The organism is Nocardioides marinquilinus (assembly GCF_039543705.1).
In the GTDB taxonomy this organism is placed as follows: domain Bacteria; phylum Actinomycetota; class Actinomycetes; order Propionibacteriales; family Nocardioidaceae; genus Nocardioides; species Nocardioides marinquilinus.
Genome location: NZ_BAABKG010000003.1, coordinates 62,882 through 89,239 on the forward strand (window position 1 = coordinate 62,882; position 26,358 = coordinate 89,239).

General features: G+C 74.5%; 21 protein-coding genes. 8 read left to right on the forward strand and 13 right to left on the reverse strand.

Translation table 11 applies throughout. The features are described from left to right. Positions 1 to 21 precede the first annotated feature (21 nt). The 3 genes from ABEA04_RS11375 to ABEA04_RS11385 form a co-directional block, all read right to left on the reverse strand. Positions 22 to 1,536, reverse strand: coding sequence for a CYTH and CHAD domain-containing protein (locus ABEA04_RS11375; RefSeq protein WP_345458411.1), 1,515 nt, complete (start codon positions 1,534 to 1,536; stop codon positions 22 to 24). A 34-nt stretch (positions 1,537 to 1,570) separates the two neighbouring features. Beyond that, positions 1,571 to 2,503, reverse strand: coding sequence for a dioxygenase family protein (locus ABEA04_RS11380; protein ID WP_345458413.1), 933 nt, complete (start codon positions 2,501 to 2,503; stop codon positions 1,571 to 1,573). 68 nt (positions 2,504 to 2,571) lie between these two features. After that, the gene (locus ABEA04_RS11385) at positions 2,572 to 4,404 is read right to left on the reverse strand and encodes an AMP-dependent synthetase/ligase (protein WP_345458415.1); all 1,833 of its coding nucleotides are present in this window, start codon (positions 4,402 to 4,404) and stop codon (positions 2,572 to 2,574) included. A 134-nt stretch (positions 4,405 to 4,538) separates the two neighbouring features. Here ABEA04_RS11385 and ABEA04_RS11390 point away from each other — a divergent pair, with 134 nt between their 5' ends. Further along, positions 4,539 to 5,381 carry an SCO6745 family protein gene (locus ABEA04_RS11390; RefSeq protein ID WP_345458417.1) on the forward strand — a complete coding sequence of 281 codons (843 nt, stop codon included), beginning with the start codon at positions 4,539 to 4,541 and terminating at the stop codon, positions 5,379 to 5,381. A 13-nt stretch (positions 5,382 to 5,394) separates the two neighbouring features. Here the strand turns inward: ABEA04_RS11390 and ABEA04_RS11395 are convergent, their stop codons facing one another. The 3 genes from ABEA04_RS11395 to lepA are packed head-to-tail and all read right to left on the reverse strand — an operon-like array spanning position 5,395 to position 8,698. Then, positions 5,395 to 6,306 carry an aminoglycoside phosphotransferase family protein gene (locus ABEA04_RS11395; protein ID WP_345458419.1) on the reverse strand — a complete coding sequence of 304 codons (912 nt, stop codon included), beginning with the start codon at positions 6,304 to 6,306 and terminating at the stop codon, positions 5,395 to 5,397. Beyond that, on the reverse strand, positions 6,306 to 6,833 hold the full coding sequence (locus tag ABEA04_RS11400) for a GNAT family N-acetyltransferase (RefSeq protein WP_345458421.1): 528 nt from the start codon (positions 6,831 to 6,833) through the stop codon (positions 6,306 to 6,308). Before ABEA04_RS11400 ends, ABEA04_RS11395 begins: the two co-directional genes overlap by 1 nt. Next, complete coding sequence (gene lepA, locus ABEA04_RS11405; protein WP_345458423.1) at positions 6,830 to 8,698, reverse strand: translation elongation factor 4; 1,869 nt, start codon at positions 8,696 to 8,698, stop codon at positions 6,830 to 6,832. Before lepA ends, ABEA04_RS11400 begins: the two co-directional genes overlap by 4 nt. 178 nt (positions 8,699 to 8,876) lie before the next feature. On the opposite strand from lepA, the gene ABEA04_RS11410 reads away from it, so the two are divergent. From ABEA04_RS11410 to rpsT, 3 genes are read left to right on the forward strand one after another with little or no spacing between them, the layout of a single operon-like run. Continuing rightward, positions 8,877 to 9,839, forward strand: a complete 963-nt coding sequence (locus ABEA04_RS11410; RefSeq protein ID WP_345458425.1) for a phosphotransferase — start codon at positions 8,877 to 8,879, stop codon at positions 9,837 to 9,839. A gap of 7 nt (positions 9,840 to 9,846) precedes the next feature. Continuing rightward, positions 9,847 to 10,851 (forward strand): phosphotransferase, encoded by a 1,005-nt coding sequence (locus ABEA04_RS11415; protein ID WP_345458427.1) that lies wholly within the window; start codon positions 9,847 to 9,849, stop codon positions 10,849 to 10,851. 42 nt (positions 10,852 to 10,893) lie between these two features. Next, positions 10,894 to 11,154 (forward strand): 30S ribosomal protein S20, encoded by a 261-nt coding sequence (gene rpsT, locus ABEA04_RS11420; RefSeq protein ID WP_345458429.1) that lies wholly within the window; start codon positions 10,894 to 10,896, stop codon positions 11,152 to 11,154. Between the two features lie 51 nt (positions 11,155 to 11,205). Here rpsT and holA read toward each other — a convergent pair whose 3' ends face one another. The 4 genes from holA to ABEA04_RS11440 all read right to left on the reverse strand — a co-directional run bounded on the left by holA (position 11,206) and on the right by ABEA04_RS11440 (position 16,740). After that, positions 11,206 to 12,216 carry a DNA polymerase III subunit delta gene (gene holA, locus ABEA04_RS11425; protein ID WP_345458431.1) on the reverse strand — a complete coding sequence of 337 codons (1,011 nt, stop codon included), beginning with the start codon at positions 12,214 to 12,216 and terminating at the stop codon, positions 11,206 to 11,208. A 58-nt stretch (positions 12,217 to 12,274) separates the two neighbouring features. Then, positions 12,275 to 14,608 carry a ComEC/Rec2 family competence protein gene (locus ABEA04_RS11430; RefSeq protein ID WP_345458433.1) on the reverse strand — a complete coding sequence of 778 codons (2,334 nt, stop codon included), beginning with the start codon at positions 14,606 to 14,608 and terminating at the stop codon, positions 12,275 to 12,277. A gap of 15 nt (positions 14,609 to 14,623) precedes the next feature. Then, positions 14,624 to 15,733 (reverse strand): ComEA family DNA-binding protein, encoded by a 1,110-nt coding sequence (locus tag ABEA04_RS11435; protein ID WP_345458435.1) that lies wholly within the window; start codon positions 15,731 to 15,733, stop codon positions 14,624 to 14,626. A 152-nt stretch (positions 15,734 to 15,885) separates the two neighbouring features. Beyond that, complete coding sequence (locus tag ABEA04_RS11440; protein WP_345458437.1) at positions 15,886 to 16,740, reverse strand: DegV family protein; 855 nt, start codon at positions 16,738 to 16,740, stop codon at positions 15,886 to 15,888. A gap of 38 nt (positions 16,741 to 16,778) precedes the next feature. Between ABEA04_RS11440 and ABEA04_RS11445 the strand changes: the two genes are divergently transcribed. Next, entirely contained in the window at positions 16,779 to 17,819 is a 1,041-nt protein-coding gene (locus ABEA04_RS11445) for an HPP family protein (protein WP_345458439.1), read from the forward strand. A 61-nt stretch (positions 17,820 to 17,880) separates the two neighbouring features. On the opposite strand, the gene leuS is transcribed toward ABEA04_RS11445, so the two are convergent. Beyond that, positions 17,881 to 20,409 carry a leucine--tRNA ligase gene (leuS, locus tag ABEA04_RS11450; protein ID WP_345458440.1) on the reverse strand — a complete coding sequence of 843 codons (2,529 nt, stop codon included), beginning with the start codon at positions 20,407 to 20,409 and terminating at the stop codon, positions 17,881 to 17,883. A 173-nt stretch (positions 20,410 to 20,582) separates the two neighbouring features. On the opposite strand from leuS, the gene ABEA04_RS11455 reads away from it, so the two are divergent. Both ABEA04_RS11455 and ABEA04_RS11460 read left to right on the forward strand, forming a co-directional pair. Further along, positions 20,583 to 21,062: a VOC family protein gene (locus tag ABEA04_RS11455; RefSeq protein WP_345458442.1), complete on the forward strand. Its 480-nt coding sequence runs from the start codon at positions 20,583 to 20,585 to the stop codon at positions 21,060 to 21,062. Positions 21,063 to 21,081: 19 nt separating this feature from the next. Beyond that, entirely contained in the window at positions 21,082 to 21,852 is a 771-nt protein-coding gene (locus tag ABEA04_RS11460; protein WP_345458444.1) for an SDR family NAD(P)-dependent oxidoreductase, read from the forward strand. A gap of 53 nt (positions 21,853 to 21,905) precedes the next feature. On the opposite strand, the gene ABEA04_RS11465 is transcribed toward ABEA04_RS11460, so the two are convergent. Beyond that, positions 21,906 to 24,026 (reverse strand): PhoX family protein, encoded by a 2,121-nt coding sequence (locus ABEA04_RS11465; protein WP_345458446.1) that lies wholly within the window; start codon positions 24,024 to 24,026, stop codon positions 21,906 to 21,908. A gap of 91 nt (positions 24,027 to 24,117) precedes the next feature. Here ABEA04_RS11465 and ABEA04_RS11470 point away from each other — a divergent pair, with 91 nt between their 5' ends. Next, complete coding sequence (locus ABEA04_RS11470; protein WP_345458448.1) at positions 24,118 to 25,590, forward strand: flavin-containing monooxygenase; 1,473 nt, start codon at positions 24,118 to 24,120, stop codon at positions 25,588 to 25,590. A gap of 1 nt (position 25,591) precedes the next feature. Here the strand turns inward: ABEA04_RS11470 and ABEA04_RS11475 are convergent, their stop codons facing one another. Beyond that, positions 25,592 to 26,281 (reverse strand): maleylpyruvate isomerase N-terminal domain-containing protein, encoded by a 690-nt coding sequence (locus tag ABEA04_RS11475; protein ID WP_345458450.1) that lies wholly within the window; start codon positions 26,279 to 26,281, stop codon positions 25,592 to 25,594. Positions 26,282 to 26,358 lie beyond the last annotated feature (77 nt).

Below are 26,358 nucleotides of genomic sequence, written 5' to 3' on the forward strand. Positions count from 1 at the left end.
GACTATCCCGTTGTCGCCCGCTCAGCCCTTCAGCCAGCGACGGCGCGCGGGCCGGGCGAGGCGGTGGCGGGCGGCGTCGAGGTCGGCGTCCAGCTCGGCGCCTCGCTGCTCCTCCCGCGCGAACAGGACGCCGTAGCCGAACGCGTTCTCACCGGACGCCGTGGCCTCGCGGGCCAGCCGGGGCAGCTCACGACGCGTGAGCACGGTGTCGTTGCGCTCGCCGAGCACCCGCGTCACCTGCTGGGCAGTCTTGCGCAGCCGCCGGGCGTCGCGGCCCCACACCGGCTCGAGCGCCTCGCAGGCGTAGCGCAGGCGCTTGGCCGCCTTGCGGACCTCGTGCAGGGCCTCGTCGTGCTCGCGGGTGCCGGGCTCCGCGTCGCCGACCGCGTCGAACCGGCCCGGCAGCCGGTGCCAGTCGCGGCGCACCCGGCGGCGCAGCGCCTTCGAGGCCGGCTTCGCGGCGCGGTCGGTGAGCGGCGGCTCGGCGGCGAGGGCGTCGAGCCGTCGCAGCAGCCGCCGGTGGCGCGGTGAGTCGAGCAGGTCCTGCGCCCGTGCGTCGGCCTCGCGCAGCCGCGCGGTGGTGCTGCGCCTGACCCGGCGGCGGGCGGCCGCGTCGACCGCGCCCTCCGCGGCGGCGAGCGACAGCAGCCGGTCGCCCACCACCTCGGCGTCACGCCCCGACCCGAGCGCACGCGCCAGCCACCGCAGCTCGTCGCGCAGCGGGTCGGTCCGCTCGCGCTCGAGCAGCGGACGGAACGTCGCGAGCGCCCCCCGCAGCCGCCGGCACGTCACCCGCAGCTGGTGCACCCCGTCGGGCACGCCGCGTCGCACCTCGCTGTCGTGGCGGCGCAGGTCGCCGACGAGCGCCACGAGACGACGGGTCAGGACGACGCCCGCCGGGCTGTCGGCGGCCGGCGGCCCGTCGTCGTCCGGTGTGGGCAGCCGGTGCGCGAGCACGGTGCCGATCTTGCGCTGCTCGGTCCGCGGGTGGACGCCGGCCGCCGCGAGCACGTCGTCGGCGGCGTCCAGCAGCGCCGGGCCGGCCCCCACCAGCTCGACCTCCAGCTCGCGCCAGGTGCTGACCGGCCCGCCGTCACCCGGGGTGCCGACGACCTCGTCGTCCGCGACCTCGGCGAGCACCTGCCCGTCGGCGCCGAGCAGGTGCCGCAGGGTGCGACGGGTCTCGATGACCGCCACCGGCGCGACCGGGCGCCCGAGGGTCCAGGGCGTGATCGCCCGGGTCAGCGGCCGCGGCGCCCGCGCGGTCGCACCGGCCGCCCGCTGCACCTCGTCGCGGGCGGCGGCCCGCACCGGGCCGACCGGCACCTTGAGGTGCCAGCCCTCGTCGTCGCCGCCGAGCCGGCGGCGCAGCGTGACGCCGGAGCGCACCAGCCGCAGGTCGTCGGTGTCGAGGTAGGTGGCGCTCAGCTCGACCACCCGCGGCGGAGTCACGGTGGCGACGCCCTCGACGGCGGTCAGGTCGGGCAGCGGGACGCCGGGCCCGATGTCGTAGGCGCGCTCGATCTCGCGGTGCATCTCCCAGTGATAGCCGACGCCTCCGAACGGCGGCTCAGACCGGCACGTTGAGGCGCAGCGTGTAGCCGTCGTCGACCGAGCCGGTCAGCGTCGCCAGCTGCAGCGAGTGGCCGTCGCCGAAGACGCCGTCGCTGTCGAGCGAGACACCGGCGAGGTTCGAGACGCTCGCCTCGTAGCCCTCCGCGGTGTCGTAGACGGTCTGGCAGACGTCCTCGGGGAAGGCGATCTGCGAGGTGCGCAGCTTGGTGCCGCCGCTGGTGGCGTCGTCGAGCGAGCCGTAGACCTCGAAGTGCAGGTGCGGCCAGCGTCCGTCGTAGCAGGCCGGGAAGATGCTGGTGAAGGTCAGCGAGCCGTCGGTGGCCACCGTCTGCACCCCGCGCAGGTAGTTCTCGCTCTCGACGCCCTCGGAGTACAGCGAGTAGCGGCCCTCGCGGTCGCAGTGCCACAGGTAAACCGCCGCGCCCTCGTAGGGCGTCATGCCGTCGGCGCCGTTGTCGTAGACCTTCAGCGCGATCGTCAGCGGCACGCCCTCGGCCACGCCGGTGGCGTCGCCGAAGCTCGCGGTGAGGTCGGAGCGCACGATGCCCGACTCGGTGAGCACGTCGACACCGTTGCTGCCGTCGCCCGGGTAGGGGCCGGCGGTCTCCTCGGGGATGTCGCCGTCGTCGAGGTCGGCCTGCGAGACCGCCATCCCCGCCCCGCCGCCGTCGGGCGGGCCGCCGGGGCCGCCGCCCGATCCCGAGGACGACGACGTGCCCGACGAGGTGGACGACGTCCCCTCGGCCGCGCAGCCGACCACGGCCACGGCCCCCAGCCCGCCGAGCAGGCCGAGGACGCCGCGCCGGGCCAGCGGCCGGTCGGGGTGCGCGGGACGGCGCACCATCCCCTTGGCCTGCATCACCGGCAGGTCGTGGTCGAACCCCTCGCGGTGCTCGTCGTGGTCGTGGTTCACAGGCGGCGTGGTCATGGCCCGAGCCTGACCACCCCGCCTGTGAGCCTGCTGTGCCGTCGGTGTGCCGTCGGTGTGGCGCGATCTCAGCCGGTGTAGAAGCTGTCGATGAGGTCCTGGTTGTTGGCCTGGACCACGCTGCGCTTGACCTTCATCGACGGTGTGAGCTCACCGGACTCGATGGTGAGGTCGGAGCCGAGGATCTCCCACTTCTTCACCGTCTCCCAGCGGTTCAGCTTCGCGTTGAGCTCCTCGACGTAGCCCGCCACGAGGTCGTGCACCTCACGGGAGGAGACGACCTGGCGGTAGTCCTGGCCCTCCTTGCCGTTCTCCTTGGCCCAGTCGGCCATGGCGTCGGGGTCGAGGGTGATCAGCGCGACGACGAAGTTGCGGTCGTTGCCGAAGACCATGAACTGGCTGGCGTAGGGGCAGATCGCCTTGAACTTGGCCTCGATGGCCGAGGGGGCGATGTACTTGCCGCCCGAGGTCTTGAACAGGTCCTTGATGCGGCCGGTGATGGTGAGGAAGCCCTCGGCGTCGAGCGAGCCCTTGTCGCCGGTGTGCAGCCAGCCGTCGGCGTCGAGCGCCTTGGCGGTCTCGTCGGGGTTGTTGTGGTAGCCGGCCATGATGTGCGGCCCGCGCAGCAGCACCTCGTCGCCCTCGCCGATCTTGACCTCGCTGCCCGGCATCGCAGGCCCGACGGTGCCGAGCTTGTAGTGGTCGGGGTGGTTGACCGTGGCGCCGGCGGCGTTCTCGGTCATGCCGTAGCCCTCGAGGATCTTCACGCCGGCGGCGTGGAACCAGCGGGCGATGTCGGGGTTGAGCGCGGCCGAGCCGGAGATGAAGAACCGCACCCGGCCGCCGAAGCGGTCGCGCACCTTGCTGAAGACGAGCTTGTCGAAGACGCGGTGCTGCAGCTTCAGGCCGAGCGGCACCTTCTGCCCGGCCAGCGTGCGCTCGTCGACGGCCAGGCCGACGGCGAAGGCCTTCTTGAAGATCTTCTCCTTGGCGCCGCCCTCGCTCGCGGTCATGGTGACGATGCGGGCGTGGGCCTTCTCGAAGATGCGCGGGGCCGCGCCCATGAAGGTGGGCTTCACGACGCCGAGGTTGTCGACGATCTTCTCGACGCGGCCGTCGATGGCGGTGGCGAAGCCGCACGCCAGCTGCGTCGAGAGCAGCACCTTGCCGAAGGAGTGCGCCATGGGCAGCCACAGGAACTGCAGGTCGGTCTCGTCGAGGATCTGCTGCGCCTTGATGGCCGAGCCCTCGTAGACCCAGGCGCGGTGCAGCGTGCGCACGCCCTTGGGGCGCCCGGTGGTGCCGGAGGTGTAGATGAGCGTGGCGAGCTGGTCGGCCGGGATCGCGTCGGCGGTGGTGCGGATGACGTCGGGGTGCTCGGCGAGGTAGGCGTCGCCGAGCTCGGCGAGCGCGTCCATCGTGATCACCTTCGCGTCGGCCTCACCGGCCGGCGCGGAGCCGAAGGTGATGATCTTCTCGACCTCGCCCAGCTCGGCCTCCTGCTCGGTCAGCTTGGCCAGCTGCTCGTCGTCCTCGACGAAGACGAACCGGCACGAGGAGTCGCTGAGGATGAAGGCGACGTCGTCGGCGTTGGTGCTCGGGTAGACGGTGGTGGTGGCGCCGCCGGCGCACATGATGGCGAGGTCGGCGAGGATCCACTCGTAGCGCGTGCCGGAGGCGATGCCGACCCGCTGCTCGGGCTCGAGGCCCAGCGAGAGCAGCCCGGCGGCCAGGCGCGAGACGTGCTCGCCGGCCTGCTTCCAGGTCACCGACTCCCACGACTCCCCGCGCGGGAACCGGAACGCCTCGGCGTCCGGCGATACCGCGACGCGGTCGAGGAACTGCACGGCCACGTTCTGCGGCAGGTTGTCGACGAACGTGGTGTCGTGGTTGACGGGCATGGCACTCCTGGGTTGGGCGGGGTGTCGGCGGGTCGGGCACGCAGAGCCGAGGTTGCTGGCCAGTAACCTAGATCACTCGTCAAACGCTCGGGACCACGCGATGAGTTCCCGCCGTCCCCGAGGTCTGCGCCCCCATGGATGCCACCGACGCCCGCCGCCTCCACGACCTCGTCGAGCCCATCGGCATGGTGGCCTACGCGGCCGAGGAGCCGAACGCGGCCATGGCGGGGATCGGGCTGACCCGCACCTACTGGGACGGCTACTTCGCGGCCCGGGCGGCGCCGCTCGGACCCGTGCCGGCCGAGGTGGTCGACGCTCTGTTCTACAGCTTCGCCCCGGGCGAGGTGGCCCGCCACGTGCCCTCGGTGTGGGACGTCGTCACGCCCGCCGCCGCACGGGCGGCCCACGAGCGCGGGTGCGTCGCGGGGCTGCGCGCGGGGCTCGGCGACCTCGCCGACGCGCCGTCGCTCGCCCGCGCCGCCGACCTGCTGACCACGGCCGCGGTGAGCGCGCCGCTGGAGGGCCGGCCGATGCACGCCGCCCTGCGCGCGCTGCCCGTGCCGCCGTCCGCCCCGGACGGCGACCCGCTGCACCGGCTGTGGCACGCCGCCGTCCTGCTGCGCGAGCACCGCGGCGACGGCCACGTGGCGGCGCTGATGGTGTGCGGCGTCGGCCGCACCGAGAGCCATGTGCTGCACGCGCTGTCGATGGGCCTGGCCGCCCACGAGTTCGGCCGCATCCACCACCTGCCCCGCGCGCAGCTGGACGCCGTCGTCGACGGCCTGCGCACCCGCGGCCTGGTCGACGACGCCGGCGGATTCACCGAGGCCGGCCGCACTGTGAAGCAGCGCGTCGAGACCCTCACCGACGAGCTGGCCGTGGCGCCCTACCTGGCACTCGACGACGCCGACCGGGCCGAGCTCGAGGCGCTGCTCGCGCCCGTGGCCGCACGGCTGCGGGAGGTCTGGGGGCTGTAGGTCCCGCCGAGGTCTACTCCTGCACGGCCTTGGCCAGCGTCACGCACATCGTCAGGTAGTCCCGGTCGAGCGGGCGCCGCTCGGCGTCCTCGAGCTCCCACAGCGCGTTGTGCATCATGCGGACGACGACCCAGTCGCGCGCACGGTCCTCGTCGAGCCCGGCGGCGTCCACGACGGTCTCGAACCGACGCCGCACTCCCCCGCGGACGTCGTGGGCCAACTCGTCCCAGCGGTTCCACAGCAACGGTGCCACCTCGTAGTGCGGGTCGCCGTTCACGGGCTTGGGGTCGATGGCCAGCCACGGCTCGCGGTCGGCGGCGAGCACGTTCTCGTAGTGCAGGTCGCCGTGGATCATGCGGCCGGTCGAGGCGTCGTCCGCGGCGAACGAGCGGCCCAGGCCGACCGCCTGCTCGACCAGCCGGTGCGGCACCGGGGCGTCACGTGGGAGGGCGGCCAGCCCCTCGGTCCACCGCTCGACGTAGCCGGTGAGCGGGCGCAGCTGCGGCGGCGCGGCGACGTGCAGCCGCCCGTAGAGGCCGGCGACGATCTCGCAGGCCTCGAGGTCCCAGTGGTCGCGCAGGTCGGTGGGGTGCAGCCGCTCGAGGAGCAGCAGGAAGCGCCGCGGGTCGGCCCGCAGCAGCCGCACCGCCCCGTCGCCGCCCCAGCGCTGCAGCGCCAGCGCCTCGTGCTCCGACTCCTCGTCGGGCAGGTGCAGCTTGAGCGCCGCCGGCACGCCGTCGTCGGTGAGCACCGGCAGCACCAGCGAGCAGAACCCGTGCCTCGGCGTCCCGTCGTCGGCGTCGATCGTCAGGCCCCACTCGTCGAGGACGTCGGCGGCCAGCCGGGGCAGCCCGTCGAGCCAGGTCGCCCAGCGCGGCCCGAGCGCGCGCTGCGCCTCGAGCCCCGGGGGCACCACGACCGCCATCAGGCGCGGGACTCGATCCAGTGGTCGGGGGGCAGGTGCGGCCTGCCCGGCACCACCCGCGGCTCCTCGTCCCAGGCCTCGCCCTCCGCCCCGAAGGCCGTCGTGGCGACCCGCCGCCAGAACGCGGCCGCGGCGGCGTTGTCGCGCTGGAAGGCGATCGACCAGGGACCCGGGTGCCGGGCCAGCACGTCGAGCGCCAGGCCGGTGCCGAGGCCCGCGCGACGGAGCACGGGCGAGGTCCAGAACGCCAGGACGCGGCGGCGCTCGCCGCGCAGGCCGTGGACGATCGCCAGTCCCACCGGTGCCTCGCCGCCGTTCGGGTGCGGGCACCAGGCGAGGTAGCCCGCGGCGTCGTCGTTCGGCAGCGGGTCCAGCCACGCGTGCCGGTAGCGGCCGTCGGCGTAGGGCAGCCCGCCGACGACGGTCGCCAGGTCGTGGCGGAACAGCTGCCACAGCCAGGCCACGACGTCCCACTGGTCGTCGCCGACCGGGCGGACCTCGAACGTCGGGGCGCGGCCGTCGCTCACTTCTTGGGCTTGTCGCCCGCCGGGCCGGTGGTCGAGAGCGCGGCGACGAACGCCTCCTGGGGCACCTCGACGCGGCCGACCATCTTCATCCGCTTCTTGCCCTCCTTCTGCTTCTCCAGCAGCTTGCGCTTGCGGCTGATGTCGCCGCCGTAGCACTTGGCCAGCACGTCCTTGCGCATCGCGCGGATGTTCTCGCGGGCGATCACACGGGTGCCGATGGCGGCCTGGATGGGCACCTCGAACTGCTGGCGCGGGATGAGCTCCTTGAGCTTGCCGGCCATCATCACGCCGTAGGAGTAGGCGGTGTCGCGGTGCACGATCGCGCTGAAGGCGTCGACCGGCTCGCCCTGCAGCAGGATGTCGACCTTCACCAGGTCGGCGGCCTGCTCGCCGGAGCGCTCGTAGTCGAGCGAGGCGTAGCCCTTGGTGCGCGACTTCAGCTGGTCGAAGAAGTCGAAGACGATCTCGCCCATCGGCAGCGTGTAGCGCATCTCCACGCGGTCCTCGGAGAGGTAGTCCATGCCCTGCAGCGTGCCGCGCTTGGTCTGGCACAGCTCCATGATCGTGCCGATGAAGTCAGACGGGCTGAGGATCGTGGCGCGGACGACGGGCTCGCGCACCTCGGAGACCTTGCCGTCGGGGTACTCGCTCGGGTTGGTCACCTCGTGGTGCGTGCCGTCCTCCATCGTCACCTCGTAGACGACGTTCGGCGCGGTCGAGATGAGGTCGAGGCCGAACTCCCGCTCGAGGCGGTCGCGGGTGATCTCCATGTGCAGCAGGCCGAGGAAGCCGCAGCGGAAGCCGAAGCCGAGCGCGCCCGAGGTCTCGGGCTCGTAGGCGAGCGCGGCGTCGTTGAGCTGCAGCTTCTCGAGCGCCTCGCGCAGGTCGGGGTACTGGTCGCCGTCGATCGGGTAGAGCCCGGCGTAGACCATCGGGTTCGGGTGCTTGTAGCCGCCGAGCGCCTCGGTGGCGCCGTGGTGCTGGCTGGTGACGGTGTCGCCCACGCGGCTCTGGCGCACGTCCTTCACGCCGGTGATCAGATAGCCCACCTCGCCGACGCCGAGCTCGCCGGCCTTGACCTGCTCGGGGCTGATGACGCCGATCTCGAGCATCTCGTGGGTGGCGTTGGTGCTCATCATCTTGATGCGGTCGCGGTGGCTGAGCTTGCCGTCGATGACGCGCACGTAGGTGATGACGCCGCGGTAGGTGTCGTAGACGGAGTCGAAGATCAGCGCGCGGGCGGGGGCGTCGGCCACGCCGACCGGCGCCGGGGTCTGCTTGACGATCTCGTTGAGCACCGTCTCGACGCCCTCGCCGGTCTTCGCGCTGACCCGCAGCACGTCGTCCACGTCGCAGCCGACGAGGCCGGCCAGTTCGGCGGCGTACTTGTCGGGGTTGGCGCTGGGCAGGTCGATCTTGTTGAGCACCGGGATGATGTGCAGGTCGGCACCCATGGCCAGGTAGAGGTTCGCCAGCGTCTGCGCCTCGATGCCCTGGGCGGCGTCGACCAGCAGGATGGCGGCCTCGCACGCCTCGAGCGAGCGGCTCACCTCGTAGGTGAAGTCGACGTGGCCCGGCGTGTCGATCATGTTGAGCACGTAGTCGCCCGGCTCGGCGCCCTCGGCGTTGCCGGTCGGCACGGTCCACGGCAGGCGCACGGCCTGGCTCTTGATGGTGATGCCGCGCTCGCGCTCGATGTCCATGCGGTCGAGGTACTGCGCGCGCCCGCTGCGCTCGTCGAGGACGCCGGTCAGGTGCAGCATGCGGTCGGCCAGCGTCGACTTGCCGTGGTCGATGTGGGCGATGATGCAGAAGTTGCGGATGACGGCGGGGTCGGTCTGACCGGGGCGGAGTGCGGCAGGCACGGGATGCTCTCTGGTGGCGGCGGTGGCGGCGTCGCTGGCGCGGTGGGCGTCAGGCGTCGCCGGCGTCACGGGGTGGGCACGGGTACCCCGCGATTCTTCCACGGTGGCGGGCGGCGTCCCGCTTCCGCGACGAGAACCCCGTCGCGGCGCCGCGACGTCGTCCGCGAGCATGTGCGGGGTGAGCGAAGCACCGTCCTACCCGGCCCCGGTCGGCCGCACCGCGCGGCGGCTGCAGTGGGCCCACCTGCCGCCGTTCCTGCGCGCGGAGATCGAGGAGCGCATCGGCACGCCCGTCGCGCACGCGTCCTCGCGCGACGCCGGCTTCACGCCCGGCTTCGCCTCCGTGCTCGAGGGCGCCGACGGCTCGCTTCACTTCGTCAAGGCGGCCTCGACGAGGGCGCAGCGCCAGTTCGCCGAGTCGTACCGGGAGGAGGCCCGCAAGCTCGCCGCGCTCCCGGACGGCGTCCCGGCGCCGCGGCTGCTGTGGGTGCACGACGCCGACGACTGGGTGGTGCTGGGCATCGAGCACGTCGCCGCCCGGGCGCCGCACCGCCCGTGGACGCAGGACGACCTCGACGCCGCCCTCGACGCCCTCGCCGAGGTGGCCCGGCTGCTCACCCCGCCGCCGCCCGGGCTCGAGCTGGCGACCCTCGCCGACGACCTCGCCGACCTGCCGGGCCTGTGGGACGTCGTCCGCACGACCCACGACCTGCCGCACCTCGACGACGCGGCCGCCCTGGCCGCCGGGTTCGCCGGCCTCACCGCCGGCTCGACGATGGTCCACACCGACGTGCGCGACGACAACCTGCTGGTGCGCGACGACGGCCGTGTCGTGCTCTGCGACTGGAACTGGCCCGTGGTCGGGGCCGCCTGGATCGACTCCGCGATGCTGCTGGTCGGTCCGCGCGGTGACGGGCTCGACGTCGAGCGGGTGCTGGCGACCCACCCCACGTTCGCCGGCGTGCCGGCCGAGGCGGTCGACGCGCTGCTCGCGCTGATGACCGGCTACTTCCTCAAGAGCGCCGGCGACCCGGTGCCGCCCACCTCGCCCCACATGCGCGACCACCAGCGCTGGCAGGGCCAGGTGTGCTGGACGTGGCTCGCCGAGCGCCGCGGCTGGGACGAGGCGGGTACGGCGTGAGCGGCCGATGACGGAGCCCCGTGCCGTCGGCGTCCACCTGGCCTACGACGCCGTGCCCGAGCCGGTGCGGGCCTGGGTCGAGGGCGTGCTCGGGTCGCCCGTGGTGCGGGCGGTCGACCAGGAGGGCGGCATGTCGCCCGGCTGCGTGAGCCGCCTGGTCTGCGCCGACGGCACCCGGGCCTTCCTCAAGGCCGTGGGCGCCGAGCTCAACCCCGACACCCCCGCGCTCTACCGGCGCGAGCGCGAGGTGCTGGGGATGCTGGGCTCCCACCCGCTGTGGGCCGGGCTGGTCGACGCCCACGAGGCCGACGGCTGGGTGGCGCTGCTGCTCGAGGACGTCGAGGGGACCCACCCCGACCTGCGCGACGACGCCGTCATGGCCCGCCTGCTCGAGGCCACCGACGAGCTCGGCGCGGTGATGCGTGAGCGGGTGCCCGACCCGCCCGTGCCGCAGGCCGGCACCGGCCCGGGGCTGTTCCGCCCCGGCCTGGTCGACCTCTCCGTCACCTTCACGACCTGGGCGGAGGCGCTCGACCACGTCGCCGACGTCCCGCGCGACCTCCTGCCGGCCTGGGTCGTCGAGGCGGCGGACGACGTCCGCGCGGGGCTGCTCGCGCTGGCCGCGCGGCCGGGGCGGCACCTGGTGCACAACGACCTGCGCAACGACAACCTGCTGGTGCGGCCCTCGGGCGAGGTCGTGTTCGTCGACTGGGGCGCCTGCGGCGTCGGACCCGCCTGGCTCGACCCGTTGCTCGCCCGCGCCGAGCGGGTCGACGAGCCGTGGTTCGACGCCTCGCTCGCCTCCTCGCCGCCGCTGGCCGCGCTCGGCGACGCCGGGGTGACCGCCTGGCTGGCCGGCCTCGGCGCCTACCTCGCCCACCGGGCGCACACCGCCACCGACGTCGGCCTGCCGACGCTGCGGGAGTTCCGGCGGCGCGAGTCGCGGCGGCTGCTCGACGCCGCCGCCCGGCGGCTCGACCTCGATTTGGGTGGCCGAATCACGCGCCGGTAGTCTTGCGAGTCGCGTTCCTGCACCCGTCAACGAAGGCATCCAGTGGCGAACATCAAGAGCCAGATCAAGCGCAACAAGCAGAACCTGAAGCGCCATGAGCGCAACAAGTCGGTGAAGTCCGGTCTGAAGACCGCCATCCGCAAGTTCCGTGTGGCCGCCGAGTCCGGCAACAAGGACGAGGCCGTCACGCTCGGCCGTCAGGCCAACCGCATGCTCGACAAGGCTGCGTCCAAGGGCGTGATCCACAAGAACCAGGCCGCCAACCGCAAGTCGGCCATCTCGAAGCGCGCCGCTTCGCTCTGATCCATCTCCGACTGACCCGTCGCCCGTGGGCGACGGGTCAGTCGGTGTTTTTCAGCCCTCGCGCAGCGACGCGACGGTGAGCACGAGGCTCTCGAGCGTGTGGTGGGCGTCGCCGGCCGCGCCCTTCACGTCGGCGTCGGCCTGCGCCACCGCCCGGACGGCGCGCGCCAGCGCCGGCTCGGACCACGACTGCGCCTGCGAGCGCAGCGTGCGCAGCTTCCACGGCGGGACGCCGACCTCACGGGCCAGGTCGGCCTCGCGCATGCCGCGCGGCGCGCCCTTGTAGCGGGCCAGGCCGCGGGCGCTGCCGGCGAAGGCCGAGGTGACCAGCACCGCCGCGGTGCCGCGCTCGAGCGCCCACCGCAGCTCTTCGAGCGCCTGCTCGCGGCGTCCGGCGAAGGCGTGGTCGGCGACCGCGAACGACTTGGCGTCGGCGCGCCCGCCGAAGTAGCGGGCGACCCCCTCGACCGTGAGCCGCTCGCCGGCGAAGTCGTCGGTGAGCTGGTGGGCGGCGGAGGCCAGCGCCCGCAGGTCGGTGCCGACAGCGTCGACGAGGGCCCGGGCGGCGTCGTCGTCGATGGTCGACCCACGGCGGCGCACCTCGGCCGAGACGAAGCCGGGCACCTCGTGGGCGCGCAGCTCCTCGGACTTGAACTCGGTCACCGAGGCCAGCTTGCGCAGTCGGGTGAGCGTGCCGGAGCCCTTCTGGCCGCCGTTGTGCACCAGCACCAGCGACACGTCGTCGGCCGGGGTGGCGGCGTAGTCGACCAGCCCGGCCACGGACTCGTCGGGCAGGTTCTCCAGCCCGCGGACGACGACGCAGCGGGTGCTCGAGAACAGCGACGGCGCCGACAGCTCGCCGAGGGTGGCGAGCGTCAGCTCGGCCGCGCCGGTCTCGGAGATCTCGGCCTCGGCGTCGGTGGCACGCACCGCGTCGCGGACGGCGGCGACGGTACGCTCGCCGAGGTACTCCTCCTTGCCGGTGATCAGCACGACCCGGCCCAGCACGTCGCCCGGACCTGCTCCCGGACCCGCCGCCGGCCCGCCTCGTCGTCCCGCCACGGCGTCACCCTGGCACAGCCCGCCGACAACCGGACGACGGGTCCGCCGGGTCTGGCGGCTACCGCTGGGCCACCACGCGCGGGGTGTCGTCGTCCTCGGCGACGACCAGCACGTCGCCGTCCTCGTCGGTGCGAGCGACCTCGGCGCCGGCGTCGTGCAGCACGGCCAGCGTGGACGGCGCGGGGTGCCCGTAGTCGTTGTCGGCGCCGACCGAGACGACCGCGACCTCGGGACGCAGCGAGGCCAGCCAGGCGGCGTCCTGGTAGCGCGAGCCGTGGTGAGGCACCTTCAGCACGTCGACGTCGAGGCCCGGCAGCGCCCGGGCCAGGGCGGCCTGGCCCGGCGGCTCGACGTCGCCGGTGAGCAGCACGCTGACGCCGCCGACCCGGGCCACCAGCACCACGCTGGCGTCGTTGGCCGTGCTGCCGTCGCCGGGCCCGCCGTGCGGCGCCTCCGGCGGCGGCCACACCTGCTGCAGGGTCACGCCGCCGACCTGGCGGGTGCCCGAGGGCGGCAGGGTCGGCACCACCCCGGCCGCGGCCAGCTCGCTCGTCACCTGCTCGACCGACCCGGGCGGGTCGAGCACCGACGTCGTCCAGACCTGGCCCACCGCCCGGTCGTCGAGCACGCCGGGCAGGCCGTCGACGTGGTCGGCGTGGAAGTGGGTGAGCACGACCAGCGGCACCCGGTCGACGTCGAGCCGGTCGAGGCAGCGGTCGACGGCCTGCGGGTCGGGCCCGGCGTCGACCACCACGGCCGCTCCCCCGCCGGCGTTGAGCACGAGCGCGTCTCCCTGGCCGACGTCGCAGACCGCCAGCACCCAGCCGTCGGCCGGCCAGCCGGGCGTCGGCAGCGGCACCACCGTGACGGCGACCGCCACGAGCGCCACGGGGACGGCCACCACCGCCGAGCGCAGCAGCAGCGGGGCGACCAGCGCCAGGCCGACGCACAGCGCGGTGAGCGTGACCAGCGCGGCCGGACCGGTGCCCCACCCGACGGCGGCCACCGGCAGGTCGGCGCCGTGGGTGGCGACCGAGACGATCCAGCCCACGCACCACCCGGCGCCGGTGCCCAGCACCCGACCGGGGGCGTCGGCCACCAGGGCCAGCAGGCCGCCCGCCAGGCCCAGCACCGTCGCCGGACCCACCACCGGCGCGACCAGCAGGTTGGCCAGCACCGCCACCAGGCTCACCTGGCCAGAGAGCGCCGCCACCACCGGCGTGCACGCCAGCTGCGCCGCCGCCGGGACGGCGATCGCCTCGGCCAGCCACCGGGGCAGCCACCGGGCGAGGCGGTCGCGCCAGCCCGGCGCCAGGACGACGATGCCCGCCGTCGCCAGCACCGACAGCGCGAAGCCGGCCGAGGCGGCCAGGCCGGGCTGCACCAGCAGCACCGCGACCACGGCCACGCCCAGCCCACGCAGGGCGCGCTGGCGACCGTTGCTGCCGAGCGCCAGCAGTCCCACCGTGCCCATCGCCGCCGCGCGGACGACGCTCGGCTCGGTGCGCGCGAGCAGCACGAACCCGACGATGCCCAGGCCGGCGACCAGCAGCAGCCAGCGACCGCGCACCCGGCACCAGCGCGCCACCACCAGCAGGAACCCGACGACGAGCGTCAGGTTCGTGCCCGACACGGCGGTCAGGTGCGTCAGGCCGGTGGCGGCGAAGTCGGCCTCCAGGTCGGGGTCGAGACCGGCGTCGTCGCCGTCGACCAGGGCCGGCACCAGCGCCCGCTGGTCGGCCGGGCGGTGCGCGACGGCGTCGCGGATCGAGGCCCGCACCGCCGCCGCGCCCCGCCACCAGACGTCGGGGCGGGCGACGACCTCGGGCGGGCTCGCTCCGGTGAGCAGGGCGGCGACGTCGGAGCCGCGGCCCTCGTCGGTGGCGACGAGCCGCCCGGTCGTGCGCACCGTGGCGCCGAGCGGCACGTCGGCCCAGGCGGGGTAACCGAGCACCACCACCGGCGTGCGCAACCGGTGGCGCCACCCGCGTCCGACGACCTCACGCACCTGCACGCGGACGCTGACCTGCTCGCCGAACGGGCTCTCGACCCGACGCGGGTCGGAGGTGAGCACCCCGGTCGCCTCGACGACCGCACCCTCCTCGGCGAGGTCGGCGACCGGGCTGCTGCCGACCGCCTCGGCCCGCAGCAGCGCGGTGACCAGCACGGCCGAGCCGACGAGCCCGGCCGCGAGCACCGTGGCCACCGCACCCCGGCCGAGACGCCGCACCGACACCAGGGCGACCACCACCCCGGCGGCCACGACCGCGAGCCCCCGCCCGCCGGTCCCGGCGAGCAGCGCCGCGCCCCAGGCCACCGCGCCGAGCAGCGGCATCCGCAGGTCGGCCGCGGCGGCGCGCGCCGGTGCGGTGTCGTCGTCGAGGCGAGGCACCGCGTCACCCCCGCCTCACACCGTCACCAGCGGGCTCACCGTCGCGAGGGTCGCGTCGCCGATGCCGGTGACCTCGAGCAGCTCGGTGACCGCCGTGAACCCGCCGTGCTCGTCGCGCCAGGCCACGATGGCGGCGGCCGTGACCGGGCCGATCTCGGGCAGCAGCTCGAGCTCGGCCTGGGTGGCGAGGTTGAGGTCGACCAGGGCGGCCGGCGCCGTCGGCGAGGTCGCGGACGGCGCGACCCCCGGCGGCGCGACGGGCACGGCCGCGGTGCCGGGTGGCGGGTCGACGCCCACCAGCAGCTGCTCGCCGTCGACGAGCAGGCGCGCGAGGTTGAGCGTGGTGAGGTCGACCCCGGGACGGGCGCCACCGGCCTGCTCGAGCGCGTCGACCACCCGCGCGCCGGCGTCGAGGACGACGATGCCCGGACGCCGGACCTTGCCCGCGACGTCGACCGTGACGGTGCCGGAAGGTGTGCCGGGAGGTGTGCCGGGGGTGCCGCCGGGCCCGGCCGCGGGGGACGACGCGGCCGGGCCCGGCGGGGCCGAGGGATCGGTGGGCGCACCCACCGGCGAGACGGCGACGAGGTCGCCGTCGACCGGGGCCGGGGCCGAGGGCACCGACGGCTCCGGTGGCGCGGGGTCACCGCGCACGACCCACCAGCAGGTGAGCGCCAGACCGGCTGCGACCAGCACGGCCAGCACCGCCAGGCCGCTCGACCCGACCCGCACCCGTCCGCGCAGCGTCTCGGGCACCAGGTCGCGCCACGACACCGGCCGGCGGGCGGCGTGCCGCCCCGGCACCGGCACGCGCACCGGCTCACGTGCCGCGACGGCGACCGGTCGGGCCGGCGGTGCGAGGACCTCGGGCACCACCGCCAACGGCGTGCGGGCGGGGACGACCCGGGTGTGGTCGTCCCACCACGCGCCACCGGCCGCGGGTCGCTGCCAGGCCTCCAGGCCGTCGTCCAGCCCGTCGACCTCGTCGACCTCGTTGACCTCGTCGACCGCACCGTCCTCGACCCCGGGCGCCTCCACCCGCCCGGCCGCCAGCTGCTCGGAGAGCAGCGCGAGACGGCGGGAGACGGCTTCGCGGTGCTCGAGGCTGGGTCGACGGCTGCGCATGGCGGTGAACCTAGGCAGCGCCCCCGACCGCCCGCGACCGTCGCACGAACGCCTGTGGAGAACCCCGTCGCGGACCTCGCCTGTGGACGGTTCCGGGACATTCCGGGACATTCCGGGACATTCCGTGGCCCCGGACGGGCTCGGGAGGTGCCTCAGCGAGGCGCCACGCACACCGCCAGCATCCCCGGACCGACGTGGGCGCCGAGCACGGCGCCGACCTCGGTGGTCCACACCTCGCGACCGCCCAGCGGCCCGGCCAGGCGTGCGGCCAGCTGCGCGGACAGGTCGGTCGCCCGCTCCTCGCCGGCGAGGTGGGCGACGCACACGTCGACCTGCCGGTCGCCCGCGGCGGCGACGGCGAGGTCGGCCAGCCGCGCCAGCGCACGGCCCGACGTCCGCACGCGCTCGAGCGAGGAGACCGAGCCGTCGTCGATGGTCAGGATCGGCTTGACCGCCAGCGCCCCGCCGAGCAGCGCCGCCGCGGTGCCGATGCGCCCGCCGCGGCGCAGGTGCTCGAGGGTGTCGACGTAGAAGAAGGACGACGACGCCTCGGCCCGTCGTCGGGCCGCCTCGGCCACGTCGCCGGCCGGGCGCCCGGCCGAGGCGGCCTCGGCGGCGGCCAGCGCGGCGTACCCCGTGGCCACCCCGACCTGACGGGTGTCGACGCAGGTGACGGGCAGCCGGGCGTCGCGGGAGGCGATCTGCGCCGACTCGAAGGTGCCGCTCATCTCGGCCGAGAGGTGCACCGAGACGATCCGCTCGGCGCCGCCCCGCTCGAGGTCGTCGTAGACCTGCCGGATCAGGGCGGGCGACGGCCGCGACGTGCTCACCGGTCGGAAGTCGCGCAGCGCGTCGGCGATGCGCTGCGGGGTCGCCTCCGGCGTCCCCTCGTCGTGCGCGTCGGCGCCGATGACCACCTGCAGCGGCACCACGGTGATGCGGTGCGCCGCGGCGACGTCGCGAGGCAGGCTCGCGGTGGAGTCGGTGACCACCGCGACCGAGGACATGCGCCGAGGGTAGTGGCGGCCCCCCTAGGGTGCCGGTCGTGACCGGCTACTCCCGTGCCGAGCTGGCCCGCGGCGGTCTCGGTGCCCTCGTCGGCATCCTGGTCTGCGGCGGCGTGGCGCGGCTGGTGCCGGGCGGCCCCGAGCTGCTGCCCTACCTCGTCGCGCCGATGGGGGCGAGCGCGGTGCTGCTGTTCGCCGTCCCCACGAGCCCGCTCGCGCAGCCGTGGCCGGTGGTGGGCGGCAACCTGGTCTCGACGGCGATCGGCCTGGCCGCGCACGAGCTGCTCGGCGACCCGCTGGTGGCGGCCGGCGTGGGGGTCGGCATGGCGATCGTCGCGATGATGCTGCTGCGCTGCCTGCACCCGCCCGGCGGCGCCTGCGCGCTCCTCGCCGCCACCGCTACGCCCGCCATCGACGAGCAGGGCTGGGCGTTCGTCGCGCTGCCGGTGGCGGTCAACACGCTCGCGCTGCTCGCCGTCGCCCTGGCGGTGCACCGCCTGACCGGACGCCGCTACCCCCACCGCCCGGCGCCGCCCGCCCCCGTCTCCCCCACCGACGCGCTCGGCGTGCAGGCACCCGATGTCGAGGCCGCGATGGCCCGGCTGGGTCGCTTCGACGTGCTGCCCGCGGACGTCGTCGCCCTGCTGCGCGACGCCGAGACGCACGCCCTCGACCGGCGGCTCGGCTCGCTGCCGGTCGCGGCGGTCATGCTCACCGACGTCGCGGTGCTGCACCCGTTCGAGTCGCTGTTCCGCGCCCGCACGGTGATGGTCGACCGGCACGTGAAGTCGCTGCCGGTGGTCGACACCGAGCGGCACGTCGTCGGCATCGTCGGCGTCGGCGACCTGTTCCAGCGCGACCTCGCCGAGCTCGACCCGGTCGAGACCGTGATGACCACCGAGGTCGTGACGGTGCCGGCGTCCACCCCGGTCGCCGATCTCGTGCCGCTCATGACGGGCTCCGGCCACAAGCACGTGCCGGTGCTGGACGACGCCGGCCGGCTCGCCGGGATCGTCACCCGCGGCGAGCTGGTCGCCGTCCTGCACCGGGCGCTGCTGGGCGACGACCTGCGGGCGTGAGGCCCTTCAGGCTCAGGGCCCGTGGGGTGGGCCCGTCGCCAGGCTCACGAACGGTGGAGCCTCAGACGACGACGCTGACCAGCTTCGGCTCGCGCACGATCACCTTGCGCACCTCGCGGCCGTCGACGGCGGCGACGACGGCGGGGTCGGCCAGGGCCAGCGCCTCCAGCTCGGCGGCGGTGACGGCGGGCGAGACCTCCAGGCGGGCCTTGACCTTGCCCTGCACCTGCACCACGGCGGTCACCGACTCCTCGACCAGCAGCGCGGGGTCGACGGTGGGCCAGGCGGCCTGGGCGACCGACGGCGCGTGGCCCAGCCGCTCCCACATCTCCTCGGCGACGTAGGGCGCCACCATCGACAGCAGCATGGCGACGGCCTCGACGGCCTCGCGCACGGACGGATCGGCGCCGCCGGCCCCGCTGTCGATCACCTTGCGGGTGGCGTTGACCAGCTCCATGGTGCGGGCGACCATCACGTTGAACCGGTGGCCCTCGACCAGGGTCTCGGCGTCGGCGACCGTGCGGTGCGTGACGCGGCGCAGCGCGACGTCGCCGCCGGCGGGGTCGGTGCCCGGCTCGGAGGTCACGTCGCCGCTCAGCCGCCAGGCGCGCTGAAGGAAGCGCAGCGACCCGGCGGGGCTCATGTCGGCCCAGTCGATGTTGTCCTCGGGCGGGCTGGCGAAGACCAGCGTCAGGCGCACGGCGTCCACGCCGAACTCCTCCAGCTGGGCGCCCAGGTTGACCCCGTTGCCCAGCGACTTGCTCATCTTGCGGCCGTTGTTGATGACCTTGCCCTGGGACAGGTAGGCCGAGAACGGCTCGTCCCAGTCGATCAGGCCCATGTCGCGCAGCGCCTTGGTGAAGAAGCGCGCGTACAGCAGGTGCAGGACGGCGTGCTCGTCGCCGCCGATGTACAGGTCGATCGGCCCCCACGCCGTGGCCAGCGCGGGGTCGAAGGCCTGCGTGTCGTCGTGCGGCGACAGGTAGCGGAAGAAGTACCACGACGAGTCGACGAAGGTGTCCATCGTGTCGGTGTCGCGACGCGCCGGACCACCACAGGTGGGGCAGTCGACCTCGACCCACTCCGTCGCCGCGCCCAGCGGCGAGGTGCCCTTGGGCTTCAGGTCGGCGCCGCGCAGCTCGGGCAGCTCGACCGGCAGCTGGTCGTCGGGGACGGCGACCTCGCCGTCGACCGGGCAGTGGATGATCGGGATCGGCGCGCCCCAGTAGCGCTGCCGCGACAGCAGCCAGTCGCGCAGCCGGAAGTTGACCGTGCCGGTGCCGGTGCCGCGGCCCTCGGCCTCCAGCAGCTCGATGGCGCGGCGCACGCCCTCGGTCTTGTCGCGCAGCCCGTCCAGCGGGCCGGAGTCGACGTAGACGCCGTCGCCGGTGGTGGCGACGCCGCTCTCGGCGGGGTCCTCGGCGCCGGTGTCGACGACGCGCCGCACCGGCAGCCCCATGGCGCGGGCGAAGTCCAGGTCGCGCTGGTCGTGCGCGGGCACGGCCATGATCGCGCCGGTGCCGTAGTCGGCCAGCACGTAGTCCGACGCCCACACCTCGATGGCCTCGCCGGTGACCGGGTTGGTCGCGGTGACGCCCAGCGGGACGCCGGTCTTGGGCCGGTCGGTGGCCAGGCGGTCGATGTCGGAGGCCTTCGCGACCTGCGCGCGGTAGTCCTCCAGCGCCTGGCGCTGCCCGTCGGAGACCAGCTCGCCCGCCAGCCCCGCGTCGGCCGCGACCACCATGAAGGTCGCGCCCCACAGCGTGTCGGGGCGGGTGGTGAAGACGGTCAGCGGCTCGGCACCCTCGACGTCGACGTCGAAGCGCACGTGGGCACCCTCCGACCGCCCGATCCAGTTGCGCTGGGCGTTGACGACCTTGCCGATCCAGGTGGCCTGCAGGTCGTCCAGGCGGTCGTGCAGCTCCTGCGCGTAGGCCGTGGTGCGGAAGTACCACTGCGTCAGCTCGCGCTTGGTCACCTCGGCGCCGCAGCGCTCACAGGTGCCGTCGGCCAGCACCTGCTCGTTGGCCAGCACCGTCTGGTCCTGCGGGCACCAGTTGACGGGGCTGTTCTTGCGGTAGGCCAGCCCCTGCTCGCGCAGCCGCAGGAACAGCCACTGCGTCCAGCGGTAGTACTCCGGGTCGGAGGTGTGCAGCCGCCGCGACCAGTCGAAGCTCAGGCCGTAGTTCTGCATCGAGGCGATCTGGGTCTCGATGTTGGCGTAGGTGTAGGTGGCCGGGTGCTCGTCGTTGCGGATCGCGGCGTTCTCGGCCGGCAGCCCGAAGGAGTCCCAGCCCATCGGGTTCAGCACCTCGTAGCCGCGGAAGCGCCAGTAGCGCGCGATCACGTCGTGCAGCGCGAAGACCTCGGCGTGGCCCATGTGCAGGTCGCCCGAGGGGTAGGGGAACATCGTCAGCGCGTAGCGCTTCTCCCGCTCGCCGCGGCGCACGACGTCGTCGTCGGCGCGGAAGGGGTCGAGCCCGGCCCACACCTGCTGCCACTTCGGCTCCACCGCCGCGGGGTCGTAGGACTCCGTGCGGTCGGCCTGGTCGGCCTGGTCGGCCTGGCTCTGCTCGATCTGCTGACTCATGGCGTCTGCTCCTGGGCTGCGCTCTGGTGCGGGGGGCGTTCGGGTCCGGACATGAAAAAACCCCTCGCAGGGAGGGGTGGCCGCGCGATCAGTGGTCGATCAGCGCGGCTGTCCAAGAAGCAGGACCCGGGTGCTCACGGTGCTGATGCTACCGCGCCGCGTAGGTTGCCCGCATGGAGGTATCCCCCTGGATCGTGGCCGCCGACGCCGAGGGTCTGCTGGCCTTCCTCGCCGAGGTCTTCGGTGCCGAGGAGGCCGGGCGGGTGCCCGGTCCCGACGGCGGGATCGGCCACGCCGAGACCCGGCTCGGGGCGAGCACGGTGGTGGTCATGGACGCCCACGACGGGTGGACGCCGCACCCCTCGCTGCTGCGCGTCGCGGTCGACGACGTCGCGGGCGTCGTGCGGCGGGCCGAGGCCGCCGGCGCACGGGTCGTCACGCCGCGCACCTCGCTGCCGTTCGGCGACGACGTGGCGCGGGTGGCCGACCCGTGGGGCAACCTGTGGTGGGTGCACCAGCACGTCGAGGACGTCGGCTTCGACGAGCTGCTGCGGCGCATGGACGACCCGGCCAGCTCCGAGACGATGGCCGGCTTCGAGCTCTCCCTCGACGCCGAGATGCGCCGCCGGACGGGCGGCACCGAGCAGCCGTAGGCCCCCTACGATCCGACGCATGAGCACCCGCGCCGTCCCCGACCTGTTCCGACTCGACGGGAAGGTGGCGATCGTGACCGGCGCGTCGAGCGGCCTCGGCGTGGCCTTCGCCCAGGGCCTGGCCGAGGCCGGGGCGGACGTCGTCCTCGGCGCCCGTCGGGCCGAGCGGCTCGCCGACACCGCGCGCCTGGTCGAGGCGGCCGGACGACGTGCGGTCACCGTGGCCACCGACGTCGCCGACCCCGACTCGTGCACCGCGCTGGTCGCGGCGGCCGTCGACCAGCTCGGCCGCGTCGACGTCCTGGTCAACAACGCCGGCGTCGGCACCGCCGTCCCCGCCACCCGCGAGACGCCCGAGCAGTTCCGCTCGGTCATCGACGTCAACCTCAACGGCTGCTACTGGATGGCGCAGGCGTGCGGCCGGGTGATGGAGCCCGGCTCGAGCATCGTCAACATCTCCTCGGTGCTCGGCCTGACCACCGCCGGGCTCCCCCAGGCCGCCTACTCGGCGTCGAAGGCGGCGCTCATCGGCCTGACCCGCGACCTCGCCCAGCAGTGGACCGGCCGCAAGGGCATCCGGGTCAACGCCGTGGCCCCCGGGTTCTTCGCCTCCGAGATGACCGACCAGTACCCCGAGGGCTACCTCGAGGCCCAGGGCGCGCGCATCCCGGCCGGTCGCAAGGGCGACCCCACCGAGCTCGCCGCCACCGTCGTCTTCCTCGCCTCCGACGCCGGCGGCTACATCACCGGCCAGACCCTCGCCGTCGACGGCGGCATGACCATCACCTGACCACGCTGACCCGTCAGACATGTCTGACGGGTCAGCGTCGGATCAGCGTCGGATCACCGGTCGAGGTAGGCGACGCAGACCGCGGGGCGCGGGAAGTCGTCGGTGTGGGGCCAGGTCGAGGCGGGCGCCTCGAAGGTGGCGCCGGTGATCTCACCGGGGTGCTGCACGGCGACGAACAGCGAGCGGTCCTCGTCGATCACGAGCGGGCCGCAGGCCTCGGCGCCGCGGGGCACCGAGAGGAACTGCTGCACCTTGCCCCGGTCGGGGCCCTCGGTCGGCACCCGGAAGATGCCGTCGTTGCCGCCGAGCGCGTTGCCGTCGGTGCTGACCCACAGGTTGCCCGTGCTGTCGAACGACAGGTTGTCGGGGCAGCTGATCGGGCTCACCTGCTCCTTGTCGAAGCCGCCGAAGTAGGTCTCGGACGCCGCCGGGTCGCCGCAGACGAGCAGCAGGTTCCAGGTGAAGGTGCGCGCGAGGTGGCCGCTGCGGTCGGGCGCGATCTCGAGCACGTAGCCGTTGCGGTTGCCCGTGGCCGGGGTCAGCGGCGCGCTCGGCGCCGAGCGCACCATCGAGCTGGTGACCGGGTTCGCCTCGTCGGCGGCCTGGGCGGTGCCGCGGCCGTCGTTGTTGGTGAGCGCGGCGTAGACCTTGCCGGTGACCGGGTTGGGCTCGACGTCCTCGGGGCGGTCCATCTTGGTGGGCTGCACCAGGTCGGCGGCGAGCCGCGTGAAGACCAGCACCTCGGCCAGCGACATGCCCGGCACGAACGAGCGGCGCTCGTTGGCCAGCGGGATCCACTCGCCGGTGCCGTCGTAGACGCCGTCCTCGTCACCGTCACCGGTCAGCTTGGCCACGAACAGGGTGCCCGCGGTGAGCAGCTTGAGGTTGTTGGTGCGCGCGGCGCGGGTGCCACGGCCGTCGAACTTGCCGCTCGAGACGAACTTGTAGAGGTAGTCGCCCTTCTCGTCGTCGCCCATGTAGGCCACGGCGCGCCCCGACTTGTCGAGGACGACGTTCGCGCCCTCGTGCTTGAAGCGGCCGAGCATCGTGTGCTTGCGCGGCGTGGACGTCGGGTCGCTCGGGTCGACCTCGACGACCCAGCCGAAGCGGTGCGGCTCGTGCGGCTCGGCGGTGAGGTCGAAGCGGGCGTCGGTGGCCTTCCAGTTGCGGCTGCCGGCGGCGCGGATGCCGTAGCGGGCGTACTGGGCGGTGTATCGGGAGTCGAGGGCACCCGAGGCCTCGAAGTACTGGTTGAAGTTCTCCTCGCCCGAGAGCACCGTGCCCCACGGCGTCATGCCGCCGGCGCAGTTGTTCAGCGTGCCGAGCACGCGGGTGCCGCTCGGGTCGGCGGTGGTCTTCAGCAGGTCGTCGCCGGCGGCCGGGCCGACCACGCGGAACGGGGTGCCGGTGTGGATGCGGCGGTTCTGGGCGGCGGCGTTGACCGGCGTCACCTGCTTCCACGAGCCCGGGGTCGCGCCGCGGCGGACCAGCACCACCGACATGCCGTGGCTGGCCATCTCGATGCGGCGCTTCTCGTCGTCGGTGTAGACATCGGCCGGGAACATGTAGGCGGCCGTCGTGTACTCGTGGTTCACCACGAGCAGCGCCTGGTTCGGCCTGCCCTCGACCGGCACCAGGCCGACGTAGTCGCAGTTGAAGCCGAACTGCTTCATCGCCGCCTCGGCGGTCTGGCGGTAGGCGTCGAACTCCGGCGCGCCGGGCAGCACCTTGTCGCCCCAGCGCATGACGACCGAGCTGGTGAACCCCGCGGCCACCGCGACGGCGTCGCGGCGGTTGGGCGGCACCGGGCGGAAGTCGGCGAGACCGAGGTCGCCGCCGGCGAGCGCGGCGCGCTGCGCCTCGGCGCTGCCCGCGACCGCCTTCTCGGCGGACGACGGGTCCGCGGCGGCGGACTCGGTGACGCCGAGCACGAGGGCGCCGGAGCCGAGCGCGGCGCCCTGCAGCAGGCGGCGGCGTCCGACCGCGCGGGTCACGGCGGCCTGCACGTGCGGGTTGTCGGTGGGGTTGGGCTCGGGGTGGTCGCACGCGTTGCCGCAGCGGAACAGGCAGGTCTGCGGGTCGCGGGAGGAGCGGCCGTGCGCGCCGGCGGGGGTGAGCGGGGTCAGCGACAGCAGCGGTCGGGTCCGAGAGGGGGTCTGGGGTGGGACGGTCATGGCGCGGAACGTAGGCAGCCCGGGCGTGGGGCAGGTGGCGTGCAGGTGAACACCGGCCGACGGGCGCCGCACACCGGCTAGGTTCACCCGCATGAGCGCCGGGGTCCGTCGTCCGAGGGTGATCGTCATCGGGGCCGGGTTCGGCGGCCTGGGCGCGGCCCGCGCACTGCGCGAGGCCGGCGTGGACGACGTCACCGTGCTCGAGCGGGGCGACGAGATCGGCGGCGTGTGGCGCGACAACACCTACCCGAACGCCGCGTGCGACGTCCCGTCACCGCTCTACTCGTGGTCGTGGGCGCCCAACCCCGGCTGGGACCGGCGCTACTCCCAGCAGCCGCAGATCCTGCGCTACGTGCGCGAGTGCGCGCAGCGTGAGGGCCTGCTCGACCTCGTGCAGACCGGCGTGGACGTCGTCTCCTGCCGTCTCGACGAGTCCGGCCCCGGCCGGCCCACCTGGGTCGTGACCGCCGCCGACGGCACCGAGCGCACCGCCGACCTCGTCGTCACCGCCGTCGGACAGCTCTCGACCCCCGTCGTGCCGCGGCTGCCCGGCGTCGAGACCTTCGCCGGGCCCGCCTTCCACTCCGCTCGCTGGCGCCACGACGTCGACCTGCGCGGCGCGCGGGTCGCGGTCGTCGGCACCGGCGCCAGCGCCGTGCAGTTCGTGCCCGGCATCGTCGACCAGGTCGGCACCATGACGGTCTTCCAGCGCTCGGCGCCCTACGTCATCCCCAAGCCCGACCAGGCCTACAGCCCCGGCCACCAGCGGGCGTTCGCGCGCTGGCCCGCGCTGCTCGGGGCCGAGCGTCGCGGCGTGTTCTTCCTCAGCGAGCGGCTCAACGCCGCCCTCGGTGGGCGGGCGCCCTACTCCCGCGCGTTCCTCGCGGCGGTGCGCGCCGCGTGGCGGCTGCACCTGCGTCGCCAGGTGCCCGACCCGGCCCTGCGCCGGGTGCTCGAGCCCGACTACGACATCGGCTGCAAGCGCATCCTGTTCAGCAACGACTGGTACCCCGCCCTCGCCCGCACCCACGTCGAGGTCGTGCCCGACGCCGTGACCGCCGTCGAGCCCGGCGGGGTGCGCTGCGGCGAGACGCTGCACGAGGCCGACGTCCTCATCTGGGGCACCGGCTTCGCGGCCACCGAGTTCCTGGCCGGCATCGAGGTCACCGGGGCCGGCGGCCTCGACCTGCGCGAGCACTGGGCCGACGGCGCCCGCGCCCACCTCGGCGTGACGATGCCCGGCTTCCCGAACCTGTGCCTGGTCTACGGCCCCAACACCAACCTCGGCGGCAGCTCGATGATCGCGATGATGGAGGCCCAGGCCGGCTACATCGCCCAGGTGGCGCGCCGCCTCGCCGACGGGGTCGACGCCGTCGAGCCCGACCCCGGGGCGGCCGAGGCCTACGACCGCGAGATGCAGCAGCGGCTGCGCACGACGGCGTGGGCGGGCTGCGACTCCTGGTACGTCGACGGCGAGCGCATCACCACCAACTGGCCGGGCCTGGTGGGCGAGTACCAGCGGCGCACCGCCGAGGTGCCCTGGGACGACCTGCGCGTCTCCTGACCTACTCCCCCAGGCTGCGACCGGGCAGCGGCCCCAGCACCGCGAAGGCGTCGAGGTAGGGCTCGACGTCACCCTGCGTCGTCCAGGCGCGCAGCTGGTCGGCGGTGCGGCGGCTCGTGACCGCGCGGAACAGGTCGAACCCCGGGGCCTCGAGCACGACGCCGGGCTCGCCGTCCGCGCTCGACCACGACCACTCCGGCGAGGCCAGCCGCACCGGCGCGAGGCCCGCCCCGGTCACACGGGCGGCCAGCCGGGCCGCCATCCGCTCGCGGATGACGCCGACGGCCGCGACGTCGCGGGCTCCCGGCCGCCCCAGCGCACCCCTCAGGTCGTGCTCGTGGATGGTGACGTCGCCGAGCGGTCGCGCGTCGGTCTCGCGCACGTAGGCGACCACGGCGGGCGCCAGCCGACGCCACTCGGCCACGATCGTGGCCGCGTCGTCGCGCGCCCGCCGGTCGACCTGCGCCTGCGTCCACGCCTCGTTGTGGTCGTCGGGCTCGTCGCCGTCGAGGACGTCGGCCGTCAGGCCCACCATGTGCGCCAGCAGCTGCCGGCCCGACCAGTCGGGGCAGGCGGGCACCGGTCGCTCGAGGGCGCCCGGGTCGTCGTCCACCGCCTGCTCCACGAGGGTGCAGACCCGCTCGCACGCTTCTCGCCACCACTGCGCCGCCTCGGCCGATCCGCTCGCCACACCGTCATCCTGCCCGGCGGGTCCGCTCACCGGTGCCGACGACCCGCGTGGGGAGGTGTGCCGGCCGCGGGCACCGG